This is a genomic window from Nocardioides seonyuensis, from assembly GCF_004683965.1.
Taxonomy (GTDB): Bacteria; Actinomycetota; Actinomycetes; order Propionibacteriales; family Nocardioidaceae; genus Nocardioides; species Nocardioides seonyuensis.
In genome coordinates, this window is the sequence record NZ_CP038436.1 from 357,148 (window position 1) to 380,368 (window position 23,221).

Consider the following 23,221-nt stretch of genomic DNA (forward strand, 5'->3'; position numbering starts at 1 on the left):
TTTCACCGCCCGCTGAGCCGTCAATAGACTCAGCCCCATGACCCAGACCCCCACGCAGCCAGAGCCGGACACGACCGCGAGCACCGACCAGCGTGCCGTCGTCGTACCGGACCGTGCCGCGTTGGAGGGCCTCGAGGAGAAGTGGTCGGCGCAGTGGCAGGCCGACGACACCTATCGCTTCGACCGCACGCAGCCGCGCGAGAACGTCTACTCCATCGACACCCCGCCGCCGACGGTGAGCGGGAGCCTGCACGTGGGCCACGTCTTCTCCTACACCCACCCCGACCTCATCGCGCGCTACCAGCGAATGACCGGCAAGAGCGTCTTCTACCCGATGGGCTGGGACGACAACGGCCTCCCGACCGAGCGCCGCGTCCAGAACTACTACGGCGTCCGCTGCGACCCCTCGCTCCCCTACGAGCCCGACTTCACCCCGCCCGAGAAGCCGGACCCCAAGAAGCAGGTGCCGATCAGCCGTCCCAACTTCGTCGAGCTGTGCGAGCAGCTCGTAGAGGAGGACGAGCAGGTCTTCGAGGCACTCTGGCGACGGTTGGGCCTCTCGGTCGACTGGCAGGAGACCTACACGACCATCGGGCCCGCGGCCCAGAAGGTCAGCCAGACCGCGTTCCTGCGCAACTTCGCCCGCGGCGAGGCCTACCTGTCAGAGGCACCGACGCTGTGGGACGTCACGTTCCAGACCGCCGTTGCCCAGGCCGAGCTCGAGGCCCGCGACTACCCCGGTCACTACCACCGGGTCGCGTTCCACCGCGCCGACGGCAAGCCGGTGCACATCGAGACCACGCGCCCCGAGCTGATCCCGTCGGTGGTGGCGCTCATCGCCCATCCCGACGACGAGCGCTACCAGCCGCTCTTCGGCACGACCGTCACCTCCCCGGTCTTCGGGGTCGAGATCCCGGTCCTCCCCCACCCCGCTGCCGAGCCCGACAAGGGCGCCGGCATCGCGATGTGCTGCACGTTCGGTGACCTGACCGACGTCATGTGGTGGCGCGAGCTGGCGCTGCCCGTGCGCACCCTCGTGGGCCGGGACGGCCGGATGCTGCGCGAGACGCCCGACTGGCTCGCCGGCGACGCCGCATCGAGTGCCTACGAGGAGCTGGCCGGCAAGACCACGTTCAGCGCGCGCGAGGCGATGGTCGCGCTGCTGCGTCAGTCCGGCGACCTCGACGGCGAGCCCACCCCGACGCAGCGCATGGCCAACTTCTACGAGAAGGGCGACAAGCCGCTCGAGATCGTCTCGACGCGCCAGTGGTACATCACGAACGGCGGTCGGAATGCCGACCTCCGCAACGAGATGCTCGACCGGGCGGCCGAGATCCAGTGGCTCCCGTCCCACATGAAGCACCGCTACGACAACTGGGTCGGCGGGCTCAACGGTGACTGGCTGATCTCCCGCCAGCGCTTCTTCGGCATCCCGTTCCCCGTCTGGTACCCCCTCGACGACGACGGCGAGCCCGACTACGCCCACCCGCTCATGCCGAGCGAGGCCGAGCTCCCCGTCGACCCGTCCACCCAGGCTCCTCGCGGTTACGACGAGGACCAGCGCGGCAAGCCCGGGGGCTTCATCGGCGACCCCGACGTGATGGACACCTGGGCGACCTCGTCCCTGACGCCCCACATCGCCGGCGGCTGGCTGACCGACGACGACCTGTTCGACCGGGTCTTCCCCATGGACCTGTGCACCCACGCCCACGACATCATCCGCACCTGGCTGTTCAGCCGCGTGGTGCGCGCACACTTCGAGAACCACGTGGCCCCGTGGTCGCACGCGATGATCTCCGGCTTCATCGTCGATCCCGACCGCAAGAAGATGTCGAAGTCCAAGGGCAACGTCGTCGTCCCCACCGAGATCCTGGACAAGTACGGCGCCGACGCCGTGCGATGGCGTGCGGCCATCGCCCGCTCGGGCCTCGACTCCCCGTTCGACGAGACCCAGATGAAGGTCGGCCGACGCCTGGCCCTCAAGGTCCTCAACGCGTCCAAGTTCGTCCTCGGCAACGTCGGCGCGACCGAGCTCGCACCCAGCCTGGTGAGCGCACCCGTCGACTGCGCGCTCCTGGGGCGGCTCGCCACGGTGGTCCGGCAGGCAACCGAGGCGTTCGACGCCTACGACTACACCGGCGCGCTCGAGGTCACCGAGAGGTTCTTCTGGGAGTTCTGCGACGACTATCTCGAGCTGGTCAAGGAGCGGGCGTACGACACCGAGGGTGGCGCCGGGACCGACTCGGCCAGGGCCACCCTGGCCATCGCGCTGCACGTGCAGCTGCGCCTGCTCGCACCGTTCCTGCCCTACGCGACCGAGGAGGTCTGGTCGTGGTGGCAGGAGGGATCGATCCACCGGTCGTCCTGGCCCGTCGCAGCCGACCTCGGCTCTGCCGCTGCCGCTGACTCCAGGGTCGTCGACGCAGTCGCCGCGGCGCTGACCGGCATCCGCGGTGCCAAGTCCCAGGCCAAGGCGAAGATGAAGGCTCCGCTGGCCCGGGTCGAGGTGTCCGGCCCGACTGCGCTGGTCGAGGCTGCCGCGCAGGCGGCGGACGACCTCCGGGCTGTCGGCAACGTCGTCGGGGACATGGTCTTCACTCCTGACGACTCCGCCAACGAGCTCACCGTGGCAGCTGAGCTCGCGCCGGTCGAGGAGTGACCTGAGGCGCTGGTGAGGAGCGGGAAGCGCGCCTCAGTGCTTGTGGGAGTGCTCCGCGGCCTTGCCCGCACCCAGCCCGGGGTGACCCTGGGCAGGTGACGCGGCCTGCTCGGGAAGGCTCAGCGCCTTCTCGGCGGCCCGCTGTGCCTTCTCCTCGGCGCGCTCGGTCGCACGCTGAGCCTTGGCGGCGGCCTTCTCGGTTGCGCGCTGAGCCTTGGCGGCGGCCTTCTCGGCCTCACGCTGGACCTTGGCGGCGGCCCTGTCGGCCTCACGCTGGACCTTGGCGGCGGCGCGGTCAGCGGCACGCTGGGCCTTGGCAGCAGCCTGCTCGGCCTTGCGGGTGGCCTTGGTCGCGGCCTGCTCGACCTTGTGCTGCGCCTTCTCCTGGGACCTGCCGGAGGTCGACGCTTCGGGGACCTCGGTCTCCAGGAGCGTGGTCGAGGAGAGGTCACCGGCGTCGCCGGCGCTCGTCCCGCGAGTGTCGCTGAAACCTGCGGTCGCGCTCTTGCGTGCCGCCTCGCGGGAGATCGGCTGCGGAGTCAGCTCCGTGGGCAGCTCGACCGCTGAGGACGGCACGGCGGTGACCGGAGCGGCAGCGGCCGTCGCAGCCGGCGCCACGTCGGCCTGCGCGGAGATGGGCACCGGTGAGTGGAAGGCGACGCTCAGGGCGTCGCCGCGCACGATCGCGCTCAACAGCAGGAACGTGCACAGTGCCGTCACCGCACCGAACGCGTACAGCGGACGCTTGTGCTCTGCACTCAACGATTCGAACCCTTCACGTGACCCCACACCTGTGAGACGACCGGCTCCGGGAACCATGACGCAGTTGCCACGAGCAACATGTCGGGAATCCGGTGGACTAGACCACTGGATCCTACCTGCTCAGGCGGACTTCTTCTTCTTTGCCTCGGACTCACGCGGAATCATCGTCGGAGCCACGTCGTCCTCGACGACCTCACGGGTCACGACGACCTTGGCCACGTCGACGCGCGAGGGGACTTCGTACATCACGTGGAGGAGGACCTCCTCGATGATGGCGCGCAGCCCGCGGGCGCCGGTGCCGCGCTCCAGGGCCTTCCCGGCGATGGCGTTGATCGCGTCCTCGGTGAACTCCAGCTCGACGCCGTCGAGCTCGAAGAGCTTCTGGTACTGCTTGACCAGGGCGTTGCGCGGCTCGGTGAGGATCTGCACCAGCGCCTCGTTGTCGAGCTTGTTGACGCTCGCGATGAGCGGCAGGCGGCCGATGAACTCGGGAATCAGGCCGAACTTGGTGAGGTCCTCGGGACGGACCTGTGCCATCAGGTCGTCGGCGTCGCGATCGGCCTCCCCCCGCACCGCGGCGGTGAAGCCCAGCGACTTCTTGCCCACCCGTTGCTCGACGATCTGCTCGAGGCCGGCGAAGGCCCCGCCCACGATGAAGAGGATGTTGGTCGTGTCGATCTGGATGAACTCCTGGTGGGGGTGCTTGCGCCCACCCTGCGGAGGCACCGAGGCGGTGGTGCCCTCGAGCATCTTGAGCAGGGCCTGCTGCACACCCTCTCCCGAGACGTCGCGCGTGATCGAGGGGTTCTCCGACTTGCGGGCCACCTTGTCGATCTCGTCGATGTAGATGATCCCGGTCTCGGCCTTCTTGACGTCGTAGTCGGCAGCCTGGATGAGCTTGAGGAGGATGTTCTCGACGTCCTCACCGACGTAGCCCGCCTCGGTCAACGCCGTGGCGTCAGCGATCGCGAAGGGCACGTTGAGCATCCGCGCCAGGGTCTGGGCCAGATACGTCTTGCCGCACCCGGTCGGGCCGATCACGAGGATGTTGGACTTGGCGACCTCGACGACCTCGTCCTTGTTGTGCTTGGCACCCAACGGCTGGACGCCCGCCTGGACCCGCTTGTAGTGGTTGTAGACCGCGACGGCCAGGGACTTCTTGGCGAGCTCCTGACCGATCACGTAGGAGTTGAGGAACTCGAAGATCTCGCGAGGCTTGGGGAGCTCCTCGAGGCTGACCTCACTGCCCTCGGCCAGCTCTTCCTCGATGATCTCGTTGCACAGCTCGATGCACTCGTCGCAGATGTAGACGTTGGGTCCTGCGATGAGCTTCTTGACCTGCTTCTGGCTCTTGCCGCAGAAGTTGCACTTCAGCAGGTCTCCGCCGTCACCGATACGTGCCACGAGTCGTGTCCTCCAGTCTCACGCCGGATGAGGTCTCCGACGTTCCAAGCTTCGGCGACGGTACCCCGCGCCGGCCCCTTTTGGGGGCCGGACACGAAGCTTGGGGCGCCATGGTGTGGTGTGGGGGCTCAGGCGAGCGCCGGCAACGCCTTGCGCGACTCCAGGATGGCGTCGATCAAGCCGTAGTCGACCGCCTGCTCGGCGGTGAGGATCTTGTCGCGCTCGATGTCGGCACTGACCTGCTCGATGTCCTTGCCGCTGTGCTCGGAGATCATCGTCTCCAGGAGCTCGCGCATCCGCAGGATCTCGTTGGCCTGGATCTCGATGTCGGAGGTCTGGCCGAACGTGCCCTCGGTGTAGGGCTGGTGGATCAGGATCCGACTGTTGGGGAGGGCCAGGCGCTTGCCCTTGGACCCGGCCGCAAGCAGGATCGCCGCCGCCGAGGCAGCCTGCCCCAGGCACACCGTCTGGACGTCGGGCTTGATGAACCGCATCGTGTCGTAGATCGCCGTGAGGGCGGTGAACGAGCCCCCGGGAGAGTTGATGTAGATGCTGATGTCCTGGTCGGGGTTCATCGACTCCAGGCTCAACAGCTGGGCCATCACCGCGTTGGCGACGTCGTCGCTGATCGGGGTGCCGAGGAAGATGATGCGCTCTTCGAAGAGCTTGGTGTAGGGGTCGATGCGGCGGACTCCGTAGGACGTCCGCTCCTCCCACTGGGGGATGTAGTAGTTCATCGCGTCAGTCCTTGTCAGCGGAGTTGGCACGGGCCGGGCGGCCCTCGTCGGCGGCCTCGCGGGCGTTGGTGACGACCTTGTCGACGAGGCCGTACTCCACCGCCTGGTCGGCGGTGAACCAGCGGTCACGGTCGGCGTCGGCGATGACCTGCTCGACACTCTGACCCGTGTGCTCGGCGATCAGGTCGAGCAGCACCTTCTTGATGTGGAGCGACTGCTGCGCCTGGATCTTGATGTCGGAGGCCGAACCACCCATGCCGGAGGACGGCTGGTGCATCATGATGCGCGCGTGCGGCAGGGCGTAGCGCTTGCCCTTGGTGCCCGCGCACAGGAGGAACTGCCCCATCGACGCGGCCAGGCCCATGCCCACGGTCGCGACGTCGTTGGGGATGTAGTTCATCGTGTCGTAGATCGCCATGCCGGCGTCGACGGACCCACCCGGGGAGTTGATGTGCAGGAAGATGTCTGCCTCTGGGTCCTCCGCCGAGAGCAGAAGGAGCTGGGCGCAGATCGCGTTGGCGTTCTGGTCGCGGACCTCGGAGCCGAGGAAGATGATCCGCTCACGGAGCAACCGCTGGTAGATGTGGTCGTCGAGGCCGTAGCTCCCCCCGCCGCCGTTCATCTGCGAAGGTGCTGGACTGGAGTTCTGGTTCACGCTGGCGACGATAGCCCGAAGGACTGACGGTTCCACGGCATATCGACCCCTGTTCGCCCACAGCGGATTCACGCGCCCGGGCGCGTTGCCGTTGACGGCCCGGAAACGCGAGGGCCGGAAACGTGACGACGCCCCGTGCACGCCGCGGGTGCGGGTGACGGGGCGCCGTGGGTGGGCTCGCGGGATCAGGCCCCGGCGGTCTCCTCGGTGGACTCCTCGGCGACAGGCTCGCCGACGGTGCCGTCGGGGCGGAGGTTCTTCAGGTCCACGACGTTGCCCGAGGCGTCCTTGACCGTCGCCGACTCCACGACGGTGGCCAGCGCCTTGCCGCGCAGGATCTCCTGGACGAGCTCGGGGATGTGGTTGTGCTCGAACATGTGGTTGGCGAACTCCTGCGGGTCCTGGCCCGACTGCTGGGCACGCCGCACGAGGTGCTCGGAGAGCTCGGCCTGGTCGATGCCGAACTCCTCCTTCTTGGCGATCTTGTCGAGCACGAACTGCGCAGCCACGGCGTCACGGACCCGGCGCTCGAGGTCGGCCTCGAACTCCTCGGAGGTCTGCCCCTCGTCCTCGAGGTACTTCTCCATGGTCAGGCCGGCGTAGGCGAGCTGCTGCTCGACGTTCTGACGACGGGCGTTGAGCTCGTCGGTCACCATCGTCTCGGGCAGCGGGATCGAGACCTTCTCCAGGAGCGCCTCCAGCACGGCGTCGCGCGCCGCAGCGGCCTGCTCCAGGCGCTTGCCGCGGCCCAGTCGCTCGCGGACGTCGGCGGTGAGCTCCTCGGCCGTGTCGAACTCAGAGGCCAGCTGGGCGAACTCGTCGTCGAAGTCGGGGAGCTGCTGCTCCTGGACGGCACTGACGGTGACCGTCACCTGGACGGGGGTGCCGACCAGGTCTCCGCCGACCAGCTCGGAGTCGAAGGACTTCTCCTCCCCTGCGGACAGGCCGACCAGCGCCTCGTCGAGGCCTTCGATCATCCCGCCGCGGCCGACCCGGTAGGACATGTCGGACACCTCGCCGCCCTCGACGGGCTCGCCGTCCTGGGCAGCGGTGAGGCTCATGGTCACGAAGTCACCCTCGGCGGCGGCGCGCTCGACCGGGACGAGCGTGCCGAAGCGCTCACGCAGCGCCTGGACCTGCTCCTCGACGTCGGCGTCGGTGACCTCGACGTCCTCGACCTCGGCCTCCAGGCCGTCGTAGTCGGGAACCTCGAAGTCGGGCTTGACGTCGACCTCGGCGGTGAACTCGAGGGTCTCGTTGTCCTCGAACTTGGTCACCTCGATCTCGGGCTGTGCGATCGGCTCGAGGTCGTGCTCGGCGAGAGCGGCCATGTACTGCTGGGGGACGACCGCGTTGACGGCCTCGTCCAGCACCGGTCCGCGACCGACCTGGCGGTCGATGACCGCCGGTGGCACCTTGCCGCGACGGAAGCCGGGGACGTTGATCTGCTGGGCGATCTTCTGGTAGGCCGCGTCGAGGCTCGGCTTGAGCTCCTCGAAGGGCACCTCGACAGTGAGCTTGGCCCGCGTCGGGGTCAAGTTCTCGACGGCGCTCTTCACAGGTGTTCTCCTTCTTGTCTGGTGACGGGCGGACGTGCGACGGCGAGCCGGCGCACTGGCCCAGAACTGGTACTGCGGTCAGCTTGCAATTCGGTCGGGGCGACAGGACTCGAACCTGCGGTCTCCTGCTCCCAAAGCAGGCGCGCTAGCCACTACGCTACGCCCCGCCAAGTCGGTCGGTCCCGCCTCGACCTCGAGGTAGCACCGGCCTGCTTGGAGCGGATGACGGGAATCGAACCCGCGTAGCCAGTTTGGAAGACTGGGGCTCTACCATTGAGCTACATCCGCGCGGCACCGGAGCGGTCGTCGACCGCTCCAAACCGGGTGTCATCGTGCCACACCCGGCGCCGCTGCCCACAACCGAGCCACCAGCGGCGGCACGCGGCGGTCAGCGCCGGTTCACCAGCAGCAGGGCCCGGTCGTCGTTGCGCGACCCGATGGACTCGATCAGGCGCTGGGCGCCCCCCTCGAACTCGCCACGGAGCAGCCGCTCCGCCTGGCCGAGCATCTTGTCGATGCCCAGGGCGATGTCACGGGTGCGCGTCTCGACCATGCCGTCGGTGTAGAGGAGCATCGCGTCACCGTGGCGCATGAGCCCGGAGACTGCGTCGTACGTCGCCCCCTCGACGAGGCCGAGCACCGGTCCCTCGGTCTCGATCACCCGCCACCTGCCTGACCCGGCCTCACGCAGCGCGGCGGGCGGGTGCCCGGCGCTGCGCAGGTCGTAGCGGCCCGTCCGGAGGTCGAGGGAGAGGTGGATGGCCGTGGCGAAGCCCTCGTCCCAGTCCTGACGCAGCAGGAAGGTGTTGGCGGCCTCGAGGAACTCCTCTGCCGGCAGCGCGCTGAGCAGGCCTCCGATGGCCCCGGAGAGCAGCAGGGCACGGGTGCCGGCTCCGGCGCCCTTGCCGGACACGTCGACCACGGCGACCTCGAGCCGATCGCCCAGCCGCGCCGCGACCACGAAGTCACCGGCGAACGGGGTGCCTCCCGCCGACCTCAGCTCGCTGGCGGCGTACCACTCCGGCGGCAGCTCGGGGATGCCGCCCTGGCGAAGGATGCGGTCGCGGAGGTCGACGAACATCGACTCGCCCTGCAGACCGCCGACGCCCAGCTCGGTGCGCCGGAAGGAGGACAGCAGGATCATCAGCCCGAAGCCGAACATCACCGTGACGCTCACCCCGATGCGGATGGTGAGATCCGGTTGGGTCGGGACCACGAGCGCCAGCACGAACAGCACGAACACCACGAACCACGACAGCTGGCGGGGACGCAGGATGAGGCTGGACACGCCGAGCGGCACGATGAAGGTGACCAGGGGTGTGTAGTCGGGCAGGCGCCACACCGCCAGGCCGATCAGCACGGTGACGAGCACCAGCACGGTCAGTGCGCGGGTTCCCCGGGGCACCAGGCGCCTCAGACCGAGGTCGAGGCGCTGACCCAGGCCTGCCGGCACCGGCCTCGCTCGAGAAGCGCTCATGTCCGCAGTCCTCGCGCTCGTGCCGATGTGGTGTGGGAAGACTGTACGGCTGCTCGCGACCGAAAGGGAGGCTGACAGCGCGGGCACCAGAACGTGTTTCGGCCGTTCAGCACGTCGGTGCGCACCTTGGCGTTGCACACCAGGCACTCCTGCCCCGTGCGCCGGTAGACGTAGACCTCACCGCCGTGGTCGTCGACGCGTGGCGCTCGCCCCATGGCGTCGGGCGTGTGCTCGGGGCGCACGGTGTCGATCCGCCCGCTCACGACCCCCTCCGCCATCAGCTCCACGAGGTCGGTCCACATGGCCTCCCACTGGCCGACCCTCAGCGACCTGCCGGGGCGCAGGGGATGGATGCGATGCCGGAACAGCACCTCGGCGCGGTAGACGTTGCCGACCCCGGCCAGCACGGCCTGGTCCATGAGAAGGTCGCCGATCGGACGGTGGCTGGTCCGGATCCGGCGCCAGGCGCGGTCGGGGTCTGCGTCAGCTCGCAACGGGTCGGGCCCGAGGCGCGCCAGGATCTCCTCGCGTCGTGCGGGACCGACCAGCTCGCACTGGGTGGCGCCGCGCAGGTCGGCGTACGACGTCGTGGCCGCTCCCCCGCTCCCGGCCTCGGTGGCTGCCACCAGCCGCAGCCGCACCTGGCCCACCGGAGCGGGCACCGCGTCCACCCCGGCGTGCACCTCGAACGACCCGATCAGGCCGAGGTGCACGTGGACGAAGCGCTCATCCTCGAACTCTGCGAAGAGGTGCTTGCCCGCGGACTCCGCACCGACGAACGTCGTGCGGTCCAGCGTCGCAGCGTCGGCCGAGAACCTCCCCTGTGGGCTCGAGACCAGCACCACCCTCCCGGCGAAGGCAGCGTGGAGGTCGTCGGCGAGTCGCCTGAGGGTGTGCCCCTCAGGCATCCGGCCCGCCGGGCGAGGAGTCGCGGCCGCGCAGCGCCGACTCCGGCAGCGGCGGCAGCTCGTGGGTCTCGTCGTAGGTGGTCAGCTGGCCGATGCGGCGCACGTGGCGCTCGTCGCCGGGGAACTCGGTGGAGAGGAACACCTCGACGAAGCGCGTCATCTCCTCCAGGGAGTGCATCCGGCCGCCGACGGAGACGACGTTGGCGTCGTTGTGCTCCCGGGCCAGGACAGCGGTCTCCTCCGACCACACGAGCGCGCACCTGATCCCGTGCACCTTGTTCGCGGCCATCTGCTCGCCGTTGCCCGACCCGCCGATGACCACACCGAGGGAGTCCAGGCCTTCAGACCGGTCGGCCGCGACACCTTCGGCGGCACGCAGGCAGAACACGGGGTAGTCGTCGAGGGCGTCGTAGACGAAGGGACCGTGGTCGACGACCTCGTAGCCGTGCTCCACGAGCCAATCGGTCAGGTGGTCCTTGAGGTCGAGGCCGGCGTGGTCAGAGCCCAGGTGAACGCGCATGGCGCCAGTCTGGCAGGTACCGCCGACCCCGTGCCGCGGACCTCCGCGAGGATCAGTCGGCGATGAGCGACTCCCCCGGGTGCGCCTCGTGCCATGCCGCCATCGCGAGGTCCCACTCCGGTCCGGACAAGGACACCAGCGTCGCGGGGAAGAGGCCGTCCTCCTCGCGCGTGATGTGCTCGGCGAGGTCGTCCATCTCCCTCTGGAGGCGGACCCGGTGCTCCTCGCTGTCCAGGTCGATCGTCGCGAGGAACTGCTCCAGCTCGCGGTGCTCGCTGACCAGCGGCGCCACGTAGTCGGCGTACATCGGGTCCTGGGCAGCCATGACCGTGAAGACGCCGTTCTCCTCGCCCTGCCAGTGCTTGCGAAGCTCCTCGCGCATCCGGGCGACCAGACCGGTGGCCTCCTCGATCTGCCCGTGGCCCAGCGCCCGGACGGCCCGACCGCCGAGGTCGACCACGAGGTCGTGCTCGGCGATGTAGTCCCGGATCAGCGGGATCTGTCGGCAGCCGCAGTAGTGGCACATGCCCTCACCCTGCCACCCGGGCGAGCTCCTCCTCCACGACGGCGGGGTCGAGCTTGGTGAAGACCGGCGTCGGCCTGGCGACCGGCGTGCCGACGACGAGCGGCCGTGACTCCCAGCGGGGCGTCGCGCTGTAGTCGCCCGTGATGACGGGGTAGGACGTGAGACCGGCACCGTTGTCGGGATCGAGCTCCTCGACCTGCTCGATGTGCGGCATGGGCTGCAGCTGCCCCTCGCCGCCGAGCACGGCATGGACCTTGTTGGCGGCGTGCGGCAGGAACGGCGCGAGCAGGGTGTTGCAGTCGCTCACGCACTGGGCCGCCACGTGCAGGACGGTCGCGAGCCGTTCACGCTGGGACTCGTCCTTCATCTTGTAGGGCTCCGTCGCCGTGACGTAGCGGTTGACCTCGCCCACGATCCGCATCGCCTCCGCCACCGCGGCGCGCAGGCGGTGTCGCCCGAGGAGGTCCCCGACCGTGCGGAAGCCGTCGCGGACGGTCGAGAGGACCCCCTCGTCGATCGGTTCGAGGGCGCCGCACGGAGGGATCTCGCCGAAGCTCTTCGCGATCATCGTCGCGGTCCGGTTGACGAGGTTGCCCCAGCCCGCCACCAGCTCGGAGTTGTTGCGCGTGACGAAGTCGGCCCACGTGAACGCGGCGTCGGAGGTCTCGGGACCCGCGGCACAGATGAAGTAGCGCAACGGGTCGGGCCCGTAGCGCTCCAGCACGTCGCGGACGTAGAGGACGTGCCCGCGGGAGGAGGAGAACTGCTGGTCGCCCATCGTCAGGAACTCGCTGGAGACGACCTCGGTCGGCAGGTTCAGCACGCCGTAGTCACCGGGCTCGCCACCCTTGGCACCCGACCCGTTGTACGCCAACAGCTCGGCCGGCCAGATCTGGGAGTGGAAGACGATGTTGTCCTTGCCCATGAAGTAGTAGGACAGCGCCTCGGGGTCGTTCCACCACTCGCGCCACCGGTCAGGGCTGGCGCCGGTCGTCTCCGCCTGCCGCCGGGCCCACTCGATGGACGCGGACAGGTAGCCGATCACGGCGTCGAACCAGACGTAGAACCGCTTGGTCGGCTGGTCCTCCCAGCCCGGGACGGGGATACCCCAGTCGATGTCGCGGGTCATCGCCCGCGGCCGGATCTCCTTGAGGATGTTCTGGGAGAACCTGATGACGTTCGGCCTCCACTCTCCCTGGGCCTCTCGGTCGTCGAGCCATACCTTCAGCGCGTCGGCAAGGGCAGGAAGGTCGAGGAACCAGTGCTCGGTCTCCACGAACTCCGGGGTGGCGCCGGTGACCTTGGACCGGGGGTCGATGAGGTCGACCGGGTCGAGCTGGTTGCCGCAGTTGTCGCACTGGTCGCCGCGCGCCTCGGCGTACTTGCAGATCGGGCAGGTGCCCTCGATGTAGCGGTCGGGCAGGGTGCGGCCGGTGGCAGGCTCCAGTGCGACCTTCTGGGCGCGACTGACGAAGTAGCCGTTCGCCCGGCACTGGCGGAAGAGTGCCTGCACCACGCCGTAGTGGTTGCCGGTGGTGGTCCGGGTGTAGAGGTCGTAAGAACACCCGAGGTCGGCCAGCTCGCGCGCGATGACCTCGTGGTTGGTGTTGACGAACTCCTTGGCGGTCACGCCCGCCTTGTCCGCGAGCACCAGGATCGGCGTGCCGTGCTCGTCGGACCCGCTCACCATCAGCACGTCGTGACCGGCCATCCGCATGTAGCGACTGAAGACGTCGGAGGGAACGCCGAAACCGGCCACGTGGCCGATGTGGCGCGGCCCGTTGGCATAGGGCCAGGCGACTGCGGAGAGGACTCGTGTCATGCCGCGATCCTAGTGAGCCTCAGGAGAAGTCGAGCTCTCCGGTCCGCGAGCGCTTGAGCTCGTAGAAGTAGGGGAACTTCGCCACGGCGACGGCGCCGTCCCAGAGGTCCAGGGCATCCTGGCCGCGGGGGATCTTGGAGAGGACCGGACCGAAGAAGGCGGCGCCCTCGATGTGGATGGTCGGGGTGCCCACGTCGTCACCGACGGCGTCCATCCCGGCGTGGTGGCTGCGCGCGACGGCCTCGTCGAGGGACGCATCGTCCATCGCCTCGACCAGGTGGGCGGGCAGTCCCGCCTCCTCGAGGGCCTCCGCGACGATGGCGCGGGCCTCCTCACCGAGCGAGCGGCCCCCGGGGTGGATCCGGTTGCCCATCGCGGTGTAGAGCGGGAGCAGCACCTCGTTGCCGTGCTCCTGCTCCGCCTTGACCAGGACGCGCACCGGGCCCCAGGCCGGCTCCAGGAGCGTGCGGTAGTCCTCGGGGATGTCACGGTCCTTGTTGAGGTAGGCCAGCGACATGACGTGCCAGGTGACCTCGATGTCGCGCTGCTGCTCGACCTCGAGGATCCAGCGCGAGGTGATCCAGGCGAAGGGACAGAGGGGATCGAACCAGAAGTCGGCCTTGGTGCTCATGGCGACCAATCTAGTCATGCCCCATCCGGGCAGGGCTCCTCACTCATGCCCGGGACACGCCGCAGGGCGGCCCCGGCGAGGTGCCGGGACCGCCCTGTGGACCGATGGTGCGTGGATCAGCTGGGCTCGTGGAGGTCCACGTTGAGGCCGTTGCCCGTGCCCGACATCGCGAGGTTGATGACCGAGGTGGTCAGCAGCCCGCAGTTGGCGAACTTGGGCAGGGTGTAGGTGGTGTTGAAGTTGGTGACGCCACCCAGGTTGATGTTGCCGGCCATGTGCGCCGTGGCAGGCGTCACGGTCGTGCAGGAGCCGCTCACCAGGTTGACGAAGGGCAGGAAGGTCGGGCGGATCGCCTTGATCTGCACGTTGAACGTGGCCGTGGTGTCTGCGAAGCCCGTCGTGTAGTTGAGCGTGCCGGTGACCGGAGCGGTCTCGTGCATCTCGATGGTGACGTCGGCCAGCGGCAGGCTGCCGATGTCGAGGCGCGTGGTCGTCTGCGGGATGTCGAGGTGACCGGTCAGCTGACCGGTGGCGAGGTCCAGCTCGGCCGACAGCGTGCCGGGCGAGAGGTGGACCTCCTTGTTGAGCTTCTTGATCGTGGTGGTGGCCTCGACGTCCCACTCCATGGGAATGATCGGGTCGGCCTGCGCGGGCGCAGCAGCGAACGGGGCCGTCAGCGCCAGACCAGCGGTGACGGTCGCGAGGCTGCGAACCAGCTTGCGAGTGTGTGACATATGGGTGTCCCTCCCGGACAAGTTGATGTGTCGAAGGACACGGTGCCGCCCGAGTGGGACCGGTGTCAACGATTGTGTGACGATCAGTTACAAGATTTGACCAAGAGGTCATGTTCGATGCGAACTGCGGGGTGCCCGGGGTGAGCCGGGGCACCCCGCAGTCGGGTCATGCTGGGACGATCAGCTGAGCTGGGCCGTCATGGTGTTGCCGGATCCGGAGAGCGCGGCGCTGATGGCCTTGTCGACCAGCTTGTTGCCGCAGTTGGCGAAGTCCGCGAGGTCGAAGCCGCCGCTGAACGAGCTGACGCCACCGAGGTTGATGGGCCCGGACAGGCTCACCGTCGTGGGCGCCTTGGTCGTGCAGGCGCCCTTGACCAGGTTGAGCTGGGGTGCGAACGCCGGGCGGATCCCCACGACCTGGACGTTGAACGAGGCCTTGGTGCTGGCCTTGCCCGCGACGGTGTCGAAGGTGCCCGTGACGGGAGCGGCCTGGTGGAAGGCCACCGTCACGTCGGCGAGCGGGATGCTGCTGAAGCTGATCCGCTTGGACGCGTTGGGCAGCGTGAGGTTGCCGGTGAGCTTGCCGGTGGCCCTGTTGACGTCGGCGTTGAGCGTGCCGGTGGGCAGCGCCACGGTCGTCTTGGCGGTCTTGAACGTGGCCGTCGCGTCGACGTTGAAGCTGATGGGCTCGGCCTGAGCCGGAGATGCCGCGAACGGAATCGCCAGGGCAAGGCCAGCGGTGACGGTCGCGAGACCGCGCACCAGATTGCGAGTGTTAGACATGTCGTCCCTCCCGGAGACAAACGGAATTGTTGGAGACAAACTGCCGTGATCCGAGCCACTGTGTCAACGATTGTGTGACGTTCAGTTACAAAATCTGCTAGTGGCCCGTGTTGTGAAGCAGGACACGTCCAGTGGTTGGATGCTCCACATGCCTGGAACCAACCTCACCCGGGACGAGGCCGCCACCCGCGCCGCCCTCCTGGACGTCACGTCGTACACCATCGACCTCGACCTCACCGACGGCTCAGGATCCGGTTCGACCGACACCTTCGGCTCGACGACGACCCTCGAGTTCACGTGCAGGGAGCCGGGCTCCTCCACCTTCGCAGACCTGGTCGACGCGACGGTGCACGAGATCACCCTCAACGGGCGCAGCCTCGATCCCGCCACCGCCTACGCCGACAGCAGGATCGCGCTCGACGACCTCCAGGCCGTCAACACGCTCGTGGTGCGGGCCGACTGCCGCTACACCAACACCGGCGAAGGCCTCCACCGCTTCGTCGACCCTGCCGACGACCGCGTCTACCTCTACAGCCAGTTCGAGGTGCCGGACGCACGCCGGGTCTTCACGACCTTCGAGCAGCCCGACCTCAAGTCGGTCTTCACCTTCAACGTCGTCGCCCCGTCGAGCTGGGCGGTCGTCTCCAACGCCGCGACGCCGGAGCCCGAGGAGGTCGGCCCCGGAACGTCGATCTGGCGGTTCCCCCAGACCAAGCGGATGTCCACCTACATCACCGCGATCGTCGCCGGTGAGTACCACGCCGAGTTCGACACCTACTCCGGCAAGCACGGCGACATCCCGCTCGGGTTCTACTGCCGCCAGTCGCTCAAGGAGCACATGGACACCGACGACCTCGCGCGCACGACCAAGCAGAGCTTCGAGTTCTTCGAGCGCGAGTTCGACTACCCCTACCCCTTCGGCAAGTACGACCAGCTCTTCGTGCCGGAGTACAACATGGGCGCGATGGAGAACGCCGGCTGCGTGACCTTCCGCGACGAGTACCTCCCCCGCAGCAGGCAGCCGCGTTCCTTCTTCGAGTTCCGCACCTCCGTGATCACCCACGAGATGGCTCACATGTGGTTCGGCAACCTCGTGACCATGAGGTGGTGGGACGACCTGTGGCTCAACGAGTCCTTCGCCGAGTGGGCCTGCTACTGGTGCGAGGCCGAGGCGACCGACTTCACCGACGCCTGGACCGGCTTCGCCAACGCCCGCAAGCAGACCGGCTACCGCGCCGACCAGCTGCCCTCCACTCACCCGATCGCGGCCGACAACGTCGACCTGCACGCGGTCGAGGTCAACTTCGACATGATCACCTACGCCAAGGGCGCCTCGGTGCTCAAGCAGCTCGTCGCGTGGGTGGGCCTGGACCCGTTCCTCGCCGGCCTGCGCCAGTACTTCAAGGACTTCGAGTACTCCAACCCCGAGTTCAAGGACCTCCTCGCGGCCCTGGAGAAGTCCTCGGGCCGAGAGCTCCAGGGGTGGGCGCACGAGTGGCTGCAGACGGCGGGCGTCAACACGCTGACCCCCTCGTTCGACCTCGACAGCGACGGCAGGTACTCCTCGTTCACGGTCCAGCAGGGCGCCCACCCGCAGTGGCCCACGCTGCGTCGCCACCGCCTCGGCATCGGGCTGTACGACGACGTGGACGGGCGTCTCGTGCGGCGTGACTACCTCGAGGTGGACGTCGAGGGTGCGAGCACCGAGGTCCCCGCACTGGTCGGGATCGAGCAGCCCGCACTCCTGCTCCTCAACGACGAGGACCACGCCTTCGCCAAGATCCGGCTCGACGACCGCTCACGCGCGACCGCCATCGAGGGTCTCTCCCAGCTCGACGACTCGCTGGCGCGTGCGCTCGTCTGGGGGTCCACCTGGGACATGACGCGTGACGGCGAGATGCCCGCGCGCGAGTGGGTCGACCTCGTCCTCGCCAACATCGGCCAGGAGACCGACTCCTGGGGCGTCACGCGCATCCCGGCGTCCACGGCGCTCGCCGTCAACTACTACTCCGACCCGGCCTCCCGCGACGCGCTCAAGGCTCGCTGGGAGGCGGGCCTGCGCGAGCTGTTGATGGCGGCCGAGCCCGGGAGCGACCACCAGCTCACGTTCGCGCAGGCCTACGCGGCGGCCGCGACCTCGCAGGAGGCCGTCAGCGAGGTCGCCGCGGTCCTCGACGGGTCCGTCCAGATCGAGGGCCTCGCCGTCGACCAGGACCTGCGGTGGAACCTCATCGTGGCCCTGGCACGCGCGGGTCGTCTGACCGACCAAGACATCGACGCCGAGCTCGAGCGCGACAAGACGATCAGCGGCCAGGAGCGGGCAGCCGCGGCACGGGTGGCCCAGCCCACCGCCGAGGCGAAGTCCGCCGGGTGGGCCGCGATCCTGGACCCGGCGACCCCCAACGAGACCGCTCGCGAGATGGTGCTCTCCATCTTCCGCGCCGGTCAGGAGGACGTCCTCGAGCCCTACCTGGACAAGTTCCTCGAGGCTGCCGAGACCGCGATCGACACCCTCGGCTTCCACAAGGGCTCGACCGTGCTCGAGTACGGCTTCCCGCGCCCGTTGGGCTCCGAGGCCGCCGTGGCGAGGATCGACGAGTGGCTGGCGAGCACCTCGGCACCCAAGGGTGCCGTGCGCTACGTCGAGGAGGCGCGAGCTGAGATCCTGCGGGCACTGGCGGCACAGGAGTGCGACGCCGGGGCGGGCGACGCCTGAGAGTCGCCGGGACGCCCGCTGGCGGTGGTCAGCGGGCGTGCTGGGCCAGCAGCGAGATGCCGCGGGCCAGGCCTGCGGCGAGGTCGCCGGTCGCGAACTCGCCCTGCATGTCCAGCACCGCGAGCTCCACCTCCGCGTCCGTCAGGAGGGTCCGCACCTCTCGCCCGGTCACGACCTCGGTGACCCGCCGCTGCGGGTCGACCAGGATCAGCACGCTGCGCGCCGGCGCCACCAGCCGGTTGTGGAGCCGGGTCGCGAACGTTCGCGGGGAGTCGCCCTCCACCGGCCCGACGTAGACGGAGAACTCGAAGCGGCTCAGCTGCTCGGCACGCCGGATGGCCCTGTCTAGAGCCGCCCGGTCGCCGTCGGTGAGGACCTCACCAACTGCCACTTGCTCCACCCGCCTGGGACTTCGCGTCGTCCGGGGCGGGGAGCTCGGCAGCTCCCTGGTGCGGCCCACCGAGCCACTGGGCGTCCGGGCGGCTGTGGTCGGGCAGCAGCCGCTCACCACGGATCATGGCAGGAAGGAAGACGGCCAGGCAGATCAGCACGAACAGCAGGAGCGGTCCGCCGGCCAGGAGCAGCAGCGCGTCGAGCTTGTCGACGGGGTCGGGGTCGCTCCACCCCTCGGGCACGTCCGCCCGAGCGACCGTGGGCGCCATGACGACGGACGCGACGGCGAGGCTCGGCACGCCGAGCGCCGTGAGGGCGCGGCGGGTGCGGCGGAAGACGGTCGAAGACGTGTCGTGCGTGGTCACGGGCCCACGATATCGCCCTCGTGCTGCGGAGCGGGCGACGGGCCGTCCTTGGTTCGTGGTCACCGTTCGCCATACTGGCCGCCATGCCCTCCCTGGCCTCGACTCCCCTGGCCGACCTGTCGCTGAGCACCCCCTGTGGTGAGGACGAGCTGTTCTGCCGGTGGGCCTACGACCTGACCGACGACCGTTCGACCGCGCGACTGGTGGACTGGCTCGTCGGCACCCCCCTCGTCCTGATCGGGCTGCTCCTGCTCGGCCTGGTCGGCCGCTGGCTCCTCCACCGGCTCATCGACCGCCTGGTCCGCCGTGCAGAGGTCGGCGTGCTGCCCGACCGCCTCGGTCGAGTGGTGCTGGGCGGGAAGGTCGGGGAGCGCATCTCCCGCACCGAGACGGCCGGTGCCACCCGGCGCATCCAGCGGGCCCAGACCATGGGGTCGCTGCTCAAGAGCATCATCTCGGGAGTCGTCTTCGCGGTCGTCGTCACCATGATGCTCAGCGAGGTCGGCGCCGACATCGGGCCGATCCTCGCGAGCGCGGGCATCCTCGGGGTGGCGCTCGGCTTCGGCGCCCAGAGCCTGGTCAAGGACTTCCTCTCCGGCATCTTCATGATCTTCGAGGACCAGTACGGCGTGGGCGACGTGGTCGACCTGGGTGAGGCGTCCGGGACCGTCGAGGCGGTCAGCCTGCGCGTGACACGGCTGCGCGACGTCAACGGCACCGTGTGGTACGTCCGCAACGGCGAGATCATCCGCGTCGGCAACATGAGCCAGAACTGGGCGCGCACCGTGCTGGACGTGACGGTGGACTACGGCGAGGACCTCGTGCACGTACGACGCGTCCTCGAGGAGGTGGCCCACTCCGTGTGGGAGGACCCCGAGTTCGAGGGCCTGGTGATCGAGGAGCCCGAGGTGTGGGGCGTGGAGTCCCTGGCCTACGAGGGGGTCGTCGTGCGCGTCACGCTCAAGACCGCTCCGATGGAGCAGTGGGCCGTGGCGCGCGCCCTGCGCGAGCGGATCAAGGCACGCTTCGACCACGAGGAGATCTCCATCCCACACCCGACGCGCATCGTGACCACGCCCGCGGCCGCCGTCGCCGAGCAGACCGGCGAGGAGGCCTGACCCGGCCCCTTGCACAATGGGCGCGTGAGCACCTTCTACGACGAGATCGGCGGCGAGGAGACGATCCGCGCGATCGTGCACCGTTTCTACGCCGGCGTGGCCGAGGACGAGGTGCTGCGCCCGATGTACCCCGAGGCCGACCTGGCTCCGGCTGAGGATCGGTTCGCCCTCTTCCTGATCCAGTACTGGGGTGGCCCCACCACCTACTCAGACACCCGCGGCCATCCACGGCTGCGCATGAGGCACGCTCCGTTCGCCGTCACCCCCGCTTCCGCGCAGCGGTGGCTGGTCCACTTCCGTGAGGGCCTCGACTCCGTGGAGCTCACTCCGGAGCAGGACGCCCGCTTCTGGGACTACGTCACGCACGCCGCACAGTTCATGGTCAACACGGCCGAGTAGCCCTCGGGGCCGGAAGGGTCAGGCGTCCAGGCGGAACTGGTCCGGCACGCGGGTGGGTCGACCGGTCGCGGTGTCGATGCACACGAGCACGACCCTGGCGCGGGCGAGCACCCGGTCGTCGTCGTACATCACCGATTCGAAGACGGCCGAGGTCCGACCGACGTGGGAGACCCATGTCCGGCAGAGGTAGGGCTGCGCGCGGAACAGGATGGGGACCTTGTAGTCGACGTCGGTCTGCGCGACCACGAGGTGCATGCCGCCCGAACCGTCCTCCCGGCCGAGTGCGGTCAGGAGCCGGATGCGGGCCTCCTGGAAGTACTCGAAGTACTTCACGTTGTTGACGTGGCCGTAGACGTCCACGTCGGAGAAGCGGACGTGGACTGGATAGTCGCCGCCGTCGATCTCGACGGGCTCGCTCCACGTCGCGGAGCGGACCGGCTCGTCGGGCTCCAGGAGGTTCTCGAGGGCCGACACCTCGTCCGGGCGCAGCCGACGAGGTCGCTCGTGCGCGAAGACGAAGGGCGTCAGGACGGTACGGGCCCGCAGGTAGACCGTCCGCTCGCCGGCCTCGTCCTCGTCGTAGATCTCGTAGGCCATCGTGAAGCTCGCCCTGCGGATCTCGGTCACCCAGCACTCCACCAGGACCGGCTCGAACCGGAAGGTGAGCGACGAGACGTAGGTGACCTCGTGCCGTACGACCACGACGCCCTCGGCGAGGTCGTCCGCCCGGGCGTCAGGGGCGTGGGTGCGGAACAGGTCGACCCGCGCCTCCTGGAGGTAGTCGACGTAGGTCACGTTGTTGACGTGCCCGAGGAGGTCGAGGTCGGCCCATCGCACCGGGCACTCGTAGACGTGACGCACGGCCCGATGGTCTCAGACGGTGCCGGCGACGAGCCGTGGGGACGGTCAGGCCGTGAAGTGCAGGCGGCCGTAGTAGGTGGGGATGGACTCCCGGCGGGCCAGGCGCTCGCGACGGGTGACGGGGAGCACCTTGGCGAGGACGACGGCGACGAGGAGGAGGCCGACCAGGGCAGCCAGGGCTTGGAAGCCGAGCAGCACGTTCAGGGCGGTGGTGTCGATCATCTCCATGATCAGTCCCTTCTAGAGGTTTCTACGTATGTAGAAGAATACGCTCCGATCATGTGCCTTCGATCGCCTTGGCCGGTTTCGTACCGTGTCCTCCGTCACCCCGGAGCGCGCCGTGAGCGATGACCTGACGCCGCGGCGCCGCGAGATCCTCGAGGCGGCCACCTCGGTGCTCGCACGCGCTGGCCTGCGGGGGCTCACCCACCGAGCTGTCGACCGGGAGGCCGGCCTGGCCGAGGGCAGCACCTCCGCCTACTTCCGCAGCAGCGACTCCCTGCGAGGTGCTCTCGCCGACTTCGTCGCCCGACAGCTGGCGGGCGACGTCCGGGAGCTGAGCGACCAGCTCACCGCGGGAGGCCCTGACAGCGGCCGAGTGGTCTCCGCCACGGCGCGCCTGTTCGACTCCTGGCTCGAGGATCCCGACCTCCTGCGGGCGCGGCTGGAGCTCACCGTGGCCGCAACCAGGGACGAGGAGCTCGCCAGTCGGTTCCTGGTCTGGCGGGGCGATCTGGTCGCCGCCGTCGACCGCGTCCTGGCGGCTCGACGTACCGAGCCACCGGGCGTCGCCCCCGCCCCCTCCGCCGAGACCCTGGTGGCGGCCCTCGACGGGGTGCTCGTGGCAGCCCTCCTCAAGCATCCCGAGCGACGCCAGGGCTTCGTGCGCGAGAGCGTGGACCAGCTGCTCAGCCCCCTCGACGAGGCGCGTTAGGGTGACTGGCGACACTCACCAACCCGTCGAGGAGCCCTCATGCCCGAGGCCGTGATCGTTTCCGCTGCGCGCACCCCCATCGGCCGCGCCAACAAGGGGTCGCTGAAGGACTTCCGCCCCGACGACCTGACGGTTCTCGCCGTGCAGGCGGCCCTGGACAAGGTCCCGGCCCTCGACCCCGCCACCGTCGAGGACCTGATCCTCGGCTGCGGCCTCCCCGGCGGCGAGTCCGGCAACAACATGGCGCGCGTCGTCACGACGCTCCTCGGTCACGAGATCCCCGGCACGACCATCACGCGCTACTGCTCCTCCTCGGTGCAGTCCACCCGCATGGCCTTCCACGCCATCAAGGCCGGGGAGGGCGACGTCTTCATCTCCGCCGGCGTCGAGACGGTCTCCCGCTTCGCCAAGGGGACCTCTGACCACCTCCCCGACACCCGCAACCCGCTGTTCGCCGAGGCGGAGCAGCGCACCGACGAGCTGGCCCAGGGCGGCCAGGACTGGCACGACCCCCGCGAGGACGGCAACCTCCCGGACATCTACATCTCCATGGGTCAGACGGCCGAGAACGTCGCCCGCCTGCGCGGCCTGGGCCGCCAGGAGCTCGACGAGTTCGGCGCCCGCTCCCAGAACCTCGCCGAGAAGGCCATCAACGACGGCTTCTGGGCCCGCGAGATCACCCCCGTCACTACGCCCGACGGCACGGTCGTGAGCGCTGACGACGGGCCCCGTGCCGGGGTGACCTACGACGCTCTCGCCGAGCTGAAGCCGGTCTTCCGTCCCGACGGGGTCGTCACCGCCGGCAACTGCTGCGCGCTCAACGACGGCGCTGCCGCCGTCGTCGTCATGTCCGACACCAAGGCCAAGGAGCTGGGCCTCACCCCGCTCGCCCGCATCGTCTCCACCGGCGTCTCCGCCCTCTCCCCCGAGATCATGGGCCTGGGCCCGGTCGAGGCGACCCAGAACGCCCTGCGCTTCGCCGGCATGAGCATCGGCGACATCGACCTGGTCGAGATCAACGAGGCGTTCGCGGCGCAGGTCGTGCCGTCCTACCAGGACCTCGGCATCGACATCGACCGCCTCAACGTCAACGGCGGCGCCATCGCCGTCGGCCACCCGTTCGGGATGACGGGTGCCCGTCTCCAGGCCACCATGCTCAACAGCCTCGACTGGCACGACAAGTCCACCGGCCTGATCACCATGTGCGTCGGCGGCGGACAGGGCATGGCGATGATCCTCGAGCGGGTGTGATCTCGCC

At 69.1% G+C, this 23,221-nt stretch carries 23 protein-coding genes and 2 tRNA genes; 6 read left to right on the forward strand and 19 right to left on the reverse strand.

From position 1 onward, the window contains the following. Positions 1-37: 37 nt before the first annotated feature. A complete protein-coding gene (gene valS / locus EXE58_RS01725; RefSeq protein ID WP_135266288.1) occupies positions 38-2,659 on the forward strand; it encodes a valine--tRNA ligase in 2,622 nt (873 codons plus the stop codon). A gap of 33 nt (positions 2,660-2,692) precedes the next feature. Here valS and EXE58_RS01730 read toward each other — a convergent pair whose 3' ends face one another. From EXE58_RS01730 to EXE58_RS01800, 15 genes are all read right to left on the reverse strand, one after another. Further along, on the reverse strand, positions 2,693-3,421 hold the full coding sequence (locus tag EXE58_RS01730) for a hypothetical protein (RefSeq protein ID WP_135266289.1): 729 nt from the start codon (positions 3,419-3,421) through the stop codon (positions 2,693-2,695). Between the two features lie 120 nt (positions 3,422-3,541). Then, complete coding sequence (gene clpX / locus EXE58_RS01735) at positions 3,542-4,825, reverse strand: ATP-dependent Clp protease ATP-binding subunit ClpX (protein ID WP_135266290.1); 1,284 nt, start codon at positions 4,823-4,825, stop codon at positions 3,542-3,544. A 128-nt stretch (positions 4,826-4,953) separates the two neighbouring features. Continuing rightward, positions 4,954-5,562 (reverse strand): ATP-dependent Clp protease proteolytic subunit, encoded by a 609-nt coding sequence (locus EXE58_RS01740; RefSeq protein ID WP_135266291.1) that lies wholly within the window; start codon positions 5,560-5,562, stop codon positions 4,954-4,956. A 4-nt stretch (positions 5,563-5,566) separates the two neighbouring features. Further along, the gene (locus EXE58_RS01745) at positions 5,567-6,184 is read right to left on the reverse strand and encodes an ATP-dependent Clp protease proteolytic subunit (RefSeq protein ID WP_208544205.1); all 618 of its coding nucleotides are present in this window, start codon (positions 6,182-6,184) and stop codon (positions 5,567-5,569) included. A gap of 218 nt (positions 6,185-6,402) precedes the next feature. Next, positions 6,403-7,776, reverse strand: coding sequence for a trigger factor (tig, locus tag EXE58_RS01750; RefSeq protein ID WP_135266293.1), 1,374 nt, complete (start codon positions 7,774-7,776; stop codon positions 6,403-6,405). Positions 7,777-7,870: 94 nt separating this feature from the next. Then, positions 7,871-7,943: transfer RNA gene (locus tag EXE58_RS01755), tRNA-Pro, on the reverse strand. Positions 7,944-7,990: 47 nt separating this feature from the next. Then, positions 7,991-8,064, reverse strand: a tRNA-Gly gene (locus tag EXE58_RS01760). A gap of 100 nt (positions 8,065-8,164) precedes the next feature. Then, entirely contained in the window at positions 8,165-9,253 is a 1,089-nt protein-coding gene (locus EXE58_RS01765; RefSeq protein ID WP_135266294.1) for a PP2C family protein-serine/threonine phosphatase, read from the reverse strand. Beyond that, positions 9,250-10,161: an Fpg/Nei family DNA glycosylase gene (locus tag EXE58_RS01770; protein ID WP_135266295.1), complete on the reverse strand. Its 912-nt coding sequence runs from the start codon at positions 10,159-10,161 to the stop codon at positions 9,250-9,252. Before EXE58_RS01770 ends, EXE58_RS01765 begins: the two co-directional genes overlap by 4 nt. Further along, the gene (locus tag EXE58_RS01775) at positions 10,154-10,681 is read right to left on the reverse strand and encodes a ribose-5-phosphate isomerase (RefSeq protein WP_135266296.1); all 528 of its coding nucleotides are present in this window, start codon (positions 10,679-10,681) and stop codon (positions 10,154-10,156) included. Before EXE58_RS01775 ends, EXE58_RS01770 begins: the two co-directional genes overlap by 8 nt. 52 nt (positions 10,682-10,733) lie before the next feature. Then, a complete protein-coding gene (locus EXE58_RS01780; RefSeq protein ID WP_135266297.1) occupies positions 10,734-11,207 on the reverse strand; it encodes a hemerythrin domain-containing protein in 474 nt (157 codons plus the stop codon). Between the two features lie 4 nt (positions 11,208-11,211). Next, the gene (metG, locus tag EXE58_RS01785; protein ID WP_135266298.1) at positions 11,212-13,029 is read right to left on the reverse strand and encodes a methionine--tRNA ligase; all 1,818 of its coding nucleotides are present in this window, start codon (positions 13,027-13,029) and stop codon (positions 11,212-11,214) included. A gap of 19 nt (positions 13,030-13,048) precedes the next feature. Next, on the reverse strand, positions 13,049-13,660 hold the full coding sequence (locus tag EXE58_RS01790; protein ID WP_244242377.1) for a mycothiol-dependent nitroreductase Rv2466c family protein: 612 nt from the start codon (positions 13,658-13,660) through the stop codon (positions 13,049-13,051). A 116-nt stretch (positions 13,661-13,776) separates the two neighbouring features. After that, positions 13,777-14,394 carry a hypothetical protein gene (locus tag EXE58_RS01795; protein WP_135266300.1) on the reverse strand — a complete coding sequence of 206 codons (618 nt, stop codon included), beginning with the start codon at positions 14,392-14,394 and terminating at the stop codon, positions 13,777-13,779. Between the two features lie 180 nt (positions 14,395-14,574). Further along, complete coding sequence (locus tag EXE58_RS01800) at positions 14,575-15,177, reverse strand: hypothetical protein (RefSeq protein ID WP_135266301.1); 603 nt, start codon at positions 15,175-15,177, stop codon at positions 14,575-14,577. A 148-nt stretch (positions 15,178-15,325) separates the two neighbouring features. Here EXE58_RS01800 and pepN point away from each other — a divergent pair, with 148 nt between their 5' ends. Continuing rightward, on the forward strand, positions 15,326-17,893 hold the full coding sequence (pepN, locus tag EXE58_RS01805; protein WP_135266302.1) for an aminopeptidase N: 2,568 nt from the start codon (positions 15,326-15,328) through the stop codon (positions 17,891-17,893). Between the two features lie 28 nt (positions 17,894-17,921). Here the strand turns inward: pepN and EXE58_RS01810 are convergent, their stop codons facing one another. Both EXE58_RS01810 and EXE58_RS19375 read right to left on the reverse strand, forming a co-directional pair. After that, on the reverse strand, positions 17,922-18,284 hold the full coding sequence (locus EXE58_RS01810; RefSeq protein WP_167288615.1) for a DUF5130 family protein: 363 nt from the start codon (positions 18,282-18,284) through the stop codon (positions 17,922-17,924). After that, positions 18,271-18,651, reverse strand: a complete 381-nt coding sequence (locus EXE58_RS19375) for a hypothetical protein (RefSeq protein ID WP_167288618.1) — start codon at positions 18,649-18,651, stop codon at positions 18,271-18,273. Before EXE58_RS19375 ends, EXE58_RS01810 begins: the two co-directional genes overlap by 14 nt. An 83-nt stretch (positions 18,652-18,734) precedes the next feature. On the opposite strand from EXE58_RS19375, the gene EXE58_RS01815 reads away from it, so the two are divergent. After that, positions 18,735-19,769 carry a mechanosensitive ion channel family protein gene (locus EXE58_RS01815; protein WP_135266304.1) on the forward strand — a complete coding sequence of 345 codons (1,035 nt, stop codon included), beginning with the start codon at positions 18,735-18,737 and terminating at the stop codon, positions 19,767-19,769. A gap of 24 nt (positions 19,770-19,793) precedes the next feature. After that, complete coding sequence (locus EXE58_RS01820; protein ID WP_135266305.1) at positions 19,794-20,168, forward strand: globin; 375 nt, start codon at positions 19,794-19,796, stop codon at positions 20,166-20,168. 18 nt (positions 20,169-20,186) lie between these two features. On the opposite strand, the gene EXE58_RS01825 is transcribed toward EXE58_RS01820, so the two are convergent. Continuing rightward, a complete protein-coding gene (locus EXE58_RS01825; protein ID WP_135266306.1) occupies positions 20,187-21,029 on the reverse strand; it encodes an acyl-CoA thioesterase in 843 nt (280 codons plus the stop codon). A gap of 45 nt (positions 21,030-21,074) precedes the next feature. Further along, the gene (locus EXE58_RS01830; protein WP_135266307.1) at positions 21,075-21,257 is read right to left on the reverse strand and encodes a hypothetical protein; all 183 of its coding nucleotides are present in this window, start codon (positions 21,255-21,257) and stop codon (positions 21,075-21,077) included. Positions 21,258-21,369: 112 nt separating this feature from the next. Between EXE58_RS01830 and EXE58_RS01835 the strand changes: the two genes are divergently transcribed. Both EXE58_RS01835 and EXE58_RS01840 read left to right on the forward strand, forming a co-directional pair. Beyond that, entirely contained in the window at positions 21,370-21,963 is a 594-nt protein-coding gene (locus EXE58_RS01835) for a TetR/AcrR family transcriptional regulator (RefSeq protein ID WP_167288620.1), read from the forward strand. A 39-nt stretch (positions 21,964-22,002) separates the two neighbouring features. Further along, a complete protein-coding gene (locus EXE58_RS01840; protein ID WP_135266309.1) occupies positions 22,003-23,214 on the forward strand; it encodes an acetyl-CoA C-acetyltransferase in 1,212 nt (403 codons plus the stop codon). Positions 23,215-23,221 lie beyond the last annotated feature (7 nt).

Coding starts and splice junctions, on each gene's coding strand:
- EXE58_RS01800 (WP_135266301.1), bottom strand. CDS start 15,177: ATGTCTAACACTCGCAATCTGGTGCGCGGTCTCGCGACCGTCACCGCT.
- EXE58_RS01765 (WP_135266294.1), bottom strand. CDS start 9,253: ATGAGCGCTTCTCGAGCGAGGCCGGTGCCGGCAGGCCTGGGTCAGCGC.
- valS (WP_135266288.1), top strand. CDS start 38: ATGACCCAGACCCCCACGCAGCCAGAGCCGGACACGACCGCGAGCACC.
- EXE58_RS01745 (WP_208544205.1), bottom strand. CDS start 6,184: ATGAACGGCGGCGGGGGGAGCTACGGCCTCGACGACCACATCTACCAG.
- EXE58_RS01780 (WP_135266297.1), bottom strand. CDS start 11,207: ATGTGCCACTACTGCGGCTGCCGACAGATCCCGCTGATCCGGGACTAC.
- metG (WP_135266298.1), bottom strand. CDS start 13,029: ATGACACGAGTCCTCTCCGCAGTCGCCTGGCCCTATGCCAACGGGCCG.
- EXE58_RS01830 (WP_135266307.1), bottom strand. CDS start 21,257: ATGGAGATGATCGACACCACCGCCCTGAACGTGCTGCTCGGCTTCCAA.
- EXE58_RS01790 (WP_244242377.1), bottom strand. CDS start 13,660: ATGAGCACCAAGGCCGACTTCTGGTTCGATCCCCTCTGTCCCTTCGCC.
- EXE58_RS01775 (WP_135266296.1), bottom strand. CDS start 10,681: ATGCGCGTTCACCTGGGCTCTGACCACGCCGGCCTCGACCTCAAGGAC.
- EXE58_RS01840 (WP_135266309.1), top strand. CDS start 22,003: ATGCCCGAGGCCGTGATCGTTTCCGCTGCGCGCACCCCCATCGGCCGC.
- pepN (WP_135266302.1), top strand. CDS start 15,326: ATGCCTGGAACCAACCTCACCCGGGACGAGGCCGCCACCCGCGCCGCC.
- EXE58_RS01740 (WP_135266291.1), bottom strand. CDS start 5,562: ATGAACTACTACATCCCCCAGTGGGAGGAGCGGACGTCCTACGGAGTC.
- EXE58_RS01795 (WP_135266300.1), bottom strand. CDS start 14,394: ATGTCACACACTCGCAAGCTGGTTCGCAGCCTCGCGACCGTCACCGCT.
- EXE58_RS01815 (WP_135266304.1), top strand. CDS start 18,735: ATGCCCTCCCTGGCCTCGACTCCCCTGGCCGACCTGTCGCTGAGCACC.
- EXE58_RS01770 (WP_135266295.1), bottom strand. CDS start 10,161: ATGCCTGAGGGGCACACCCTCAGGCGACTCGCCGACGACCTCCACGCT.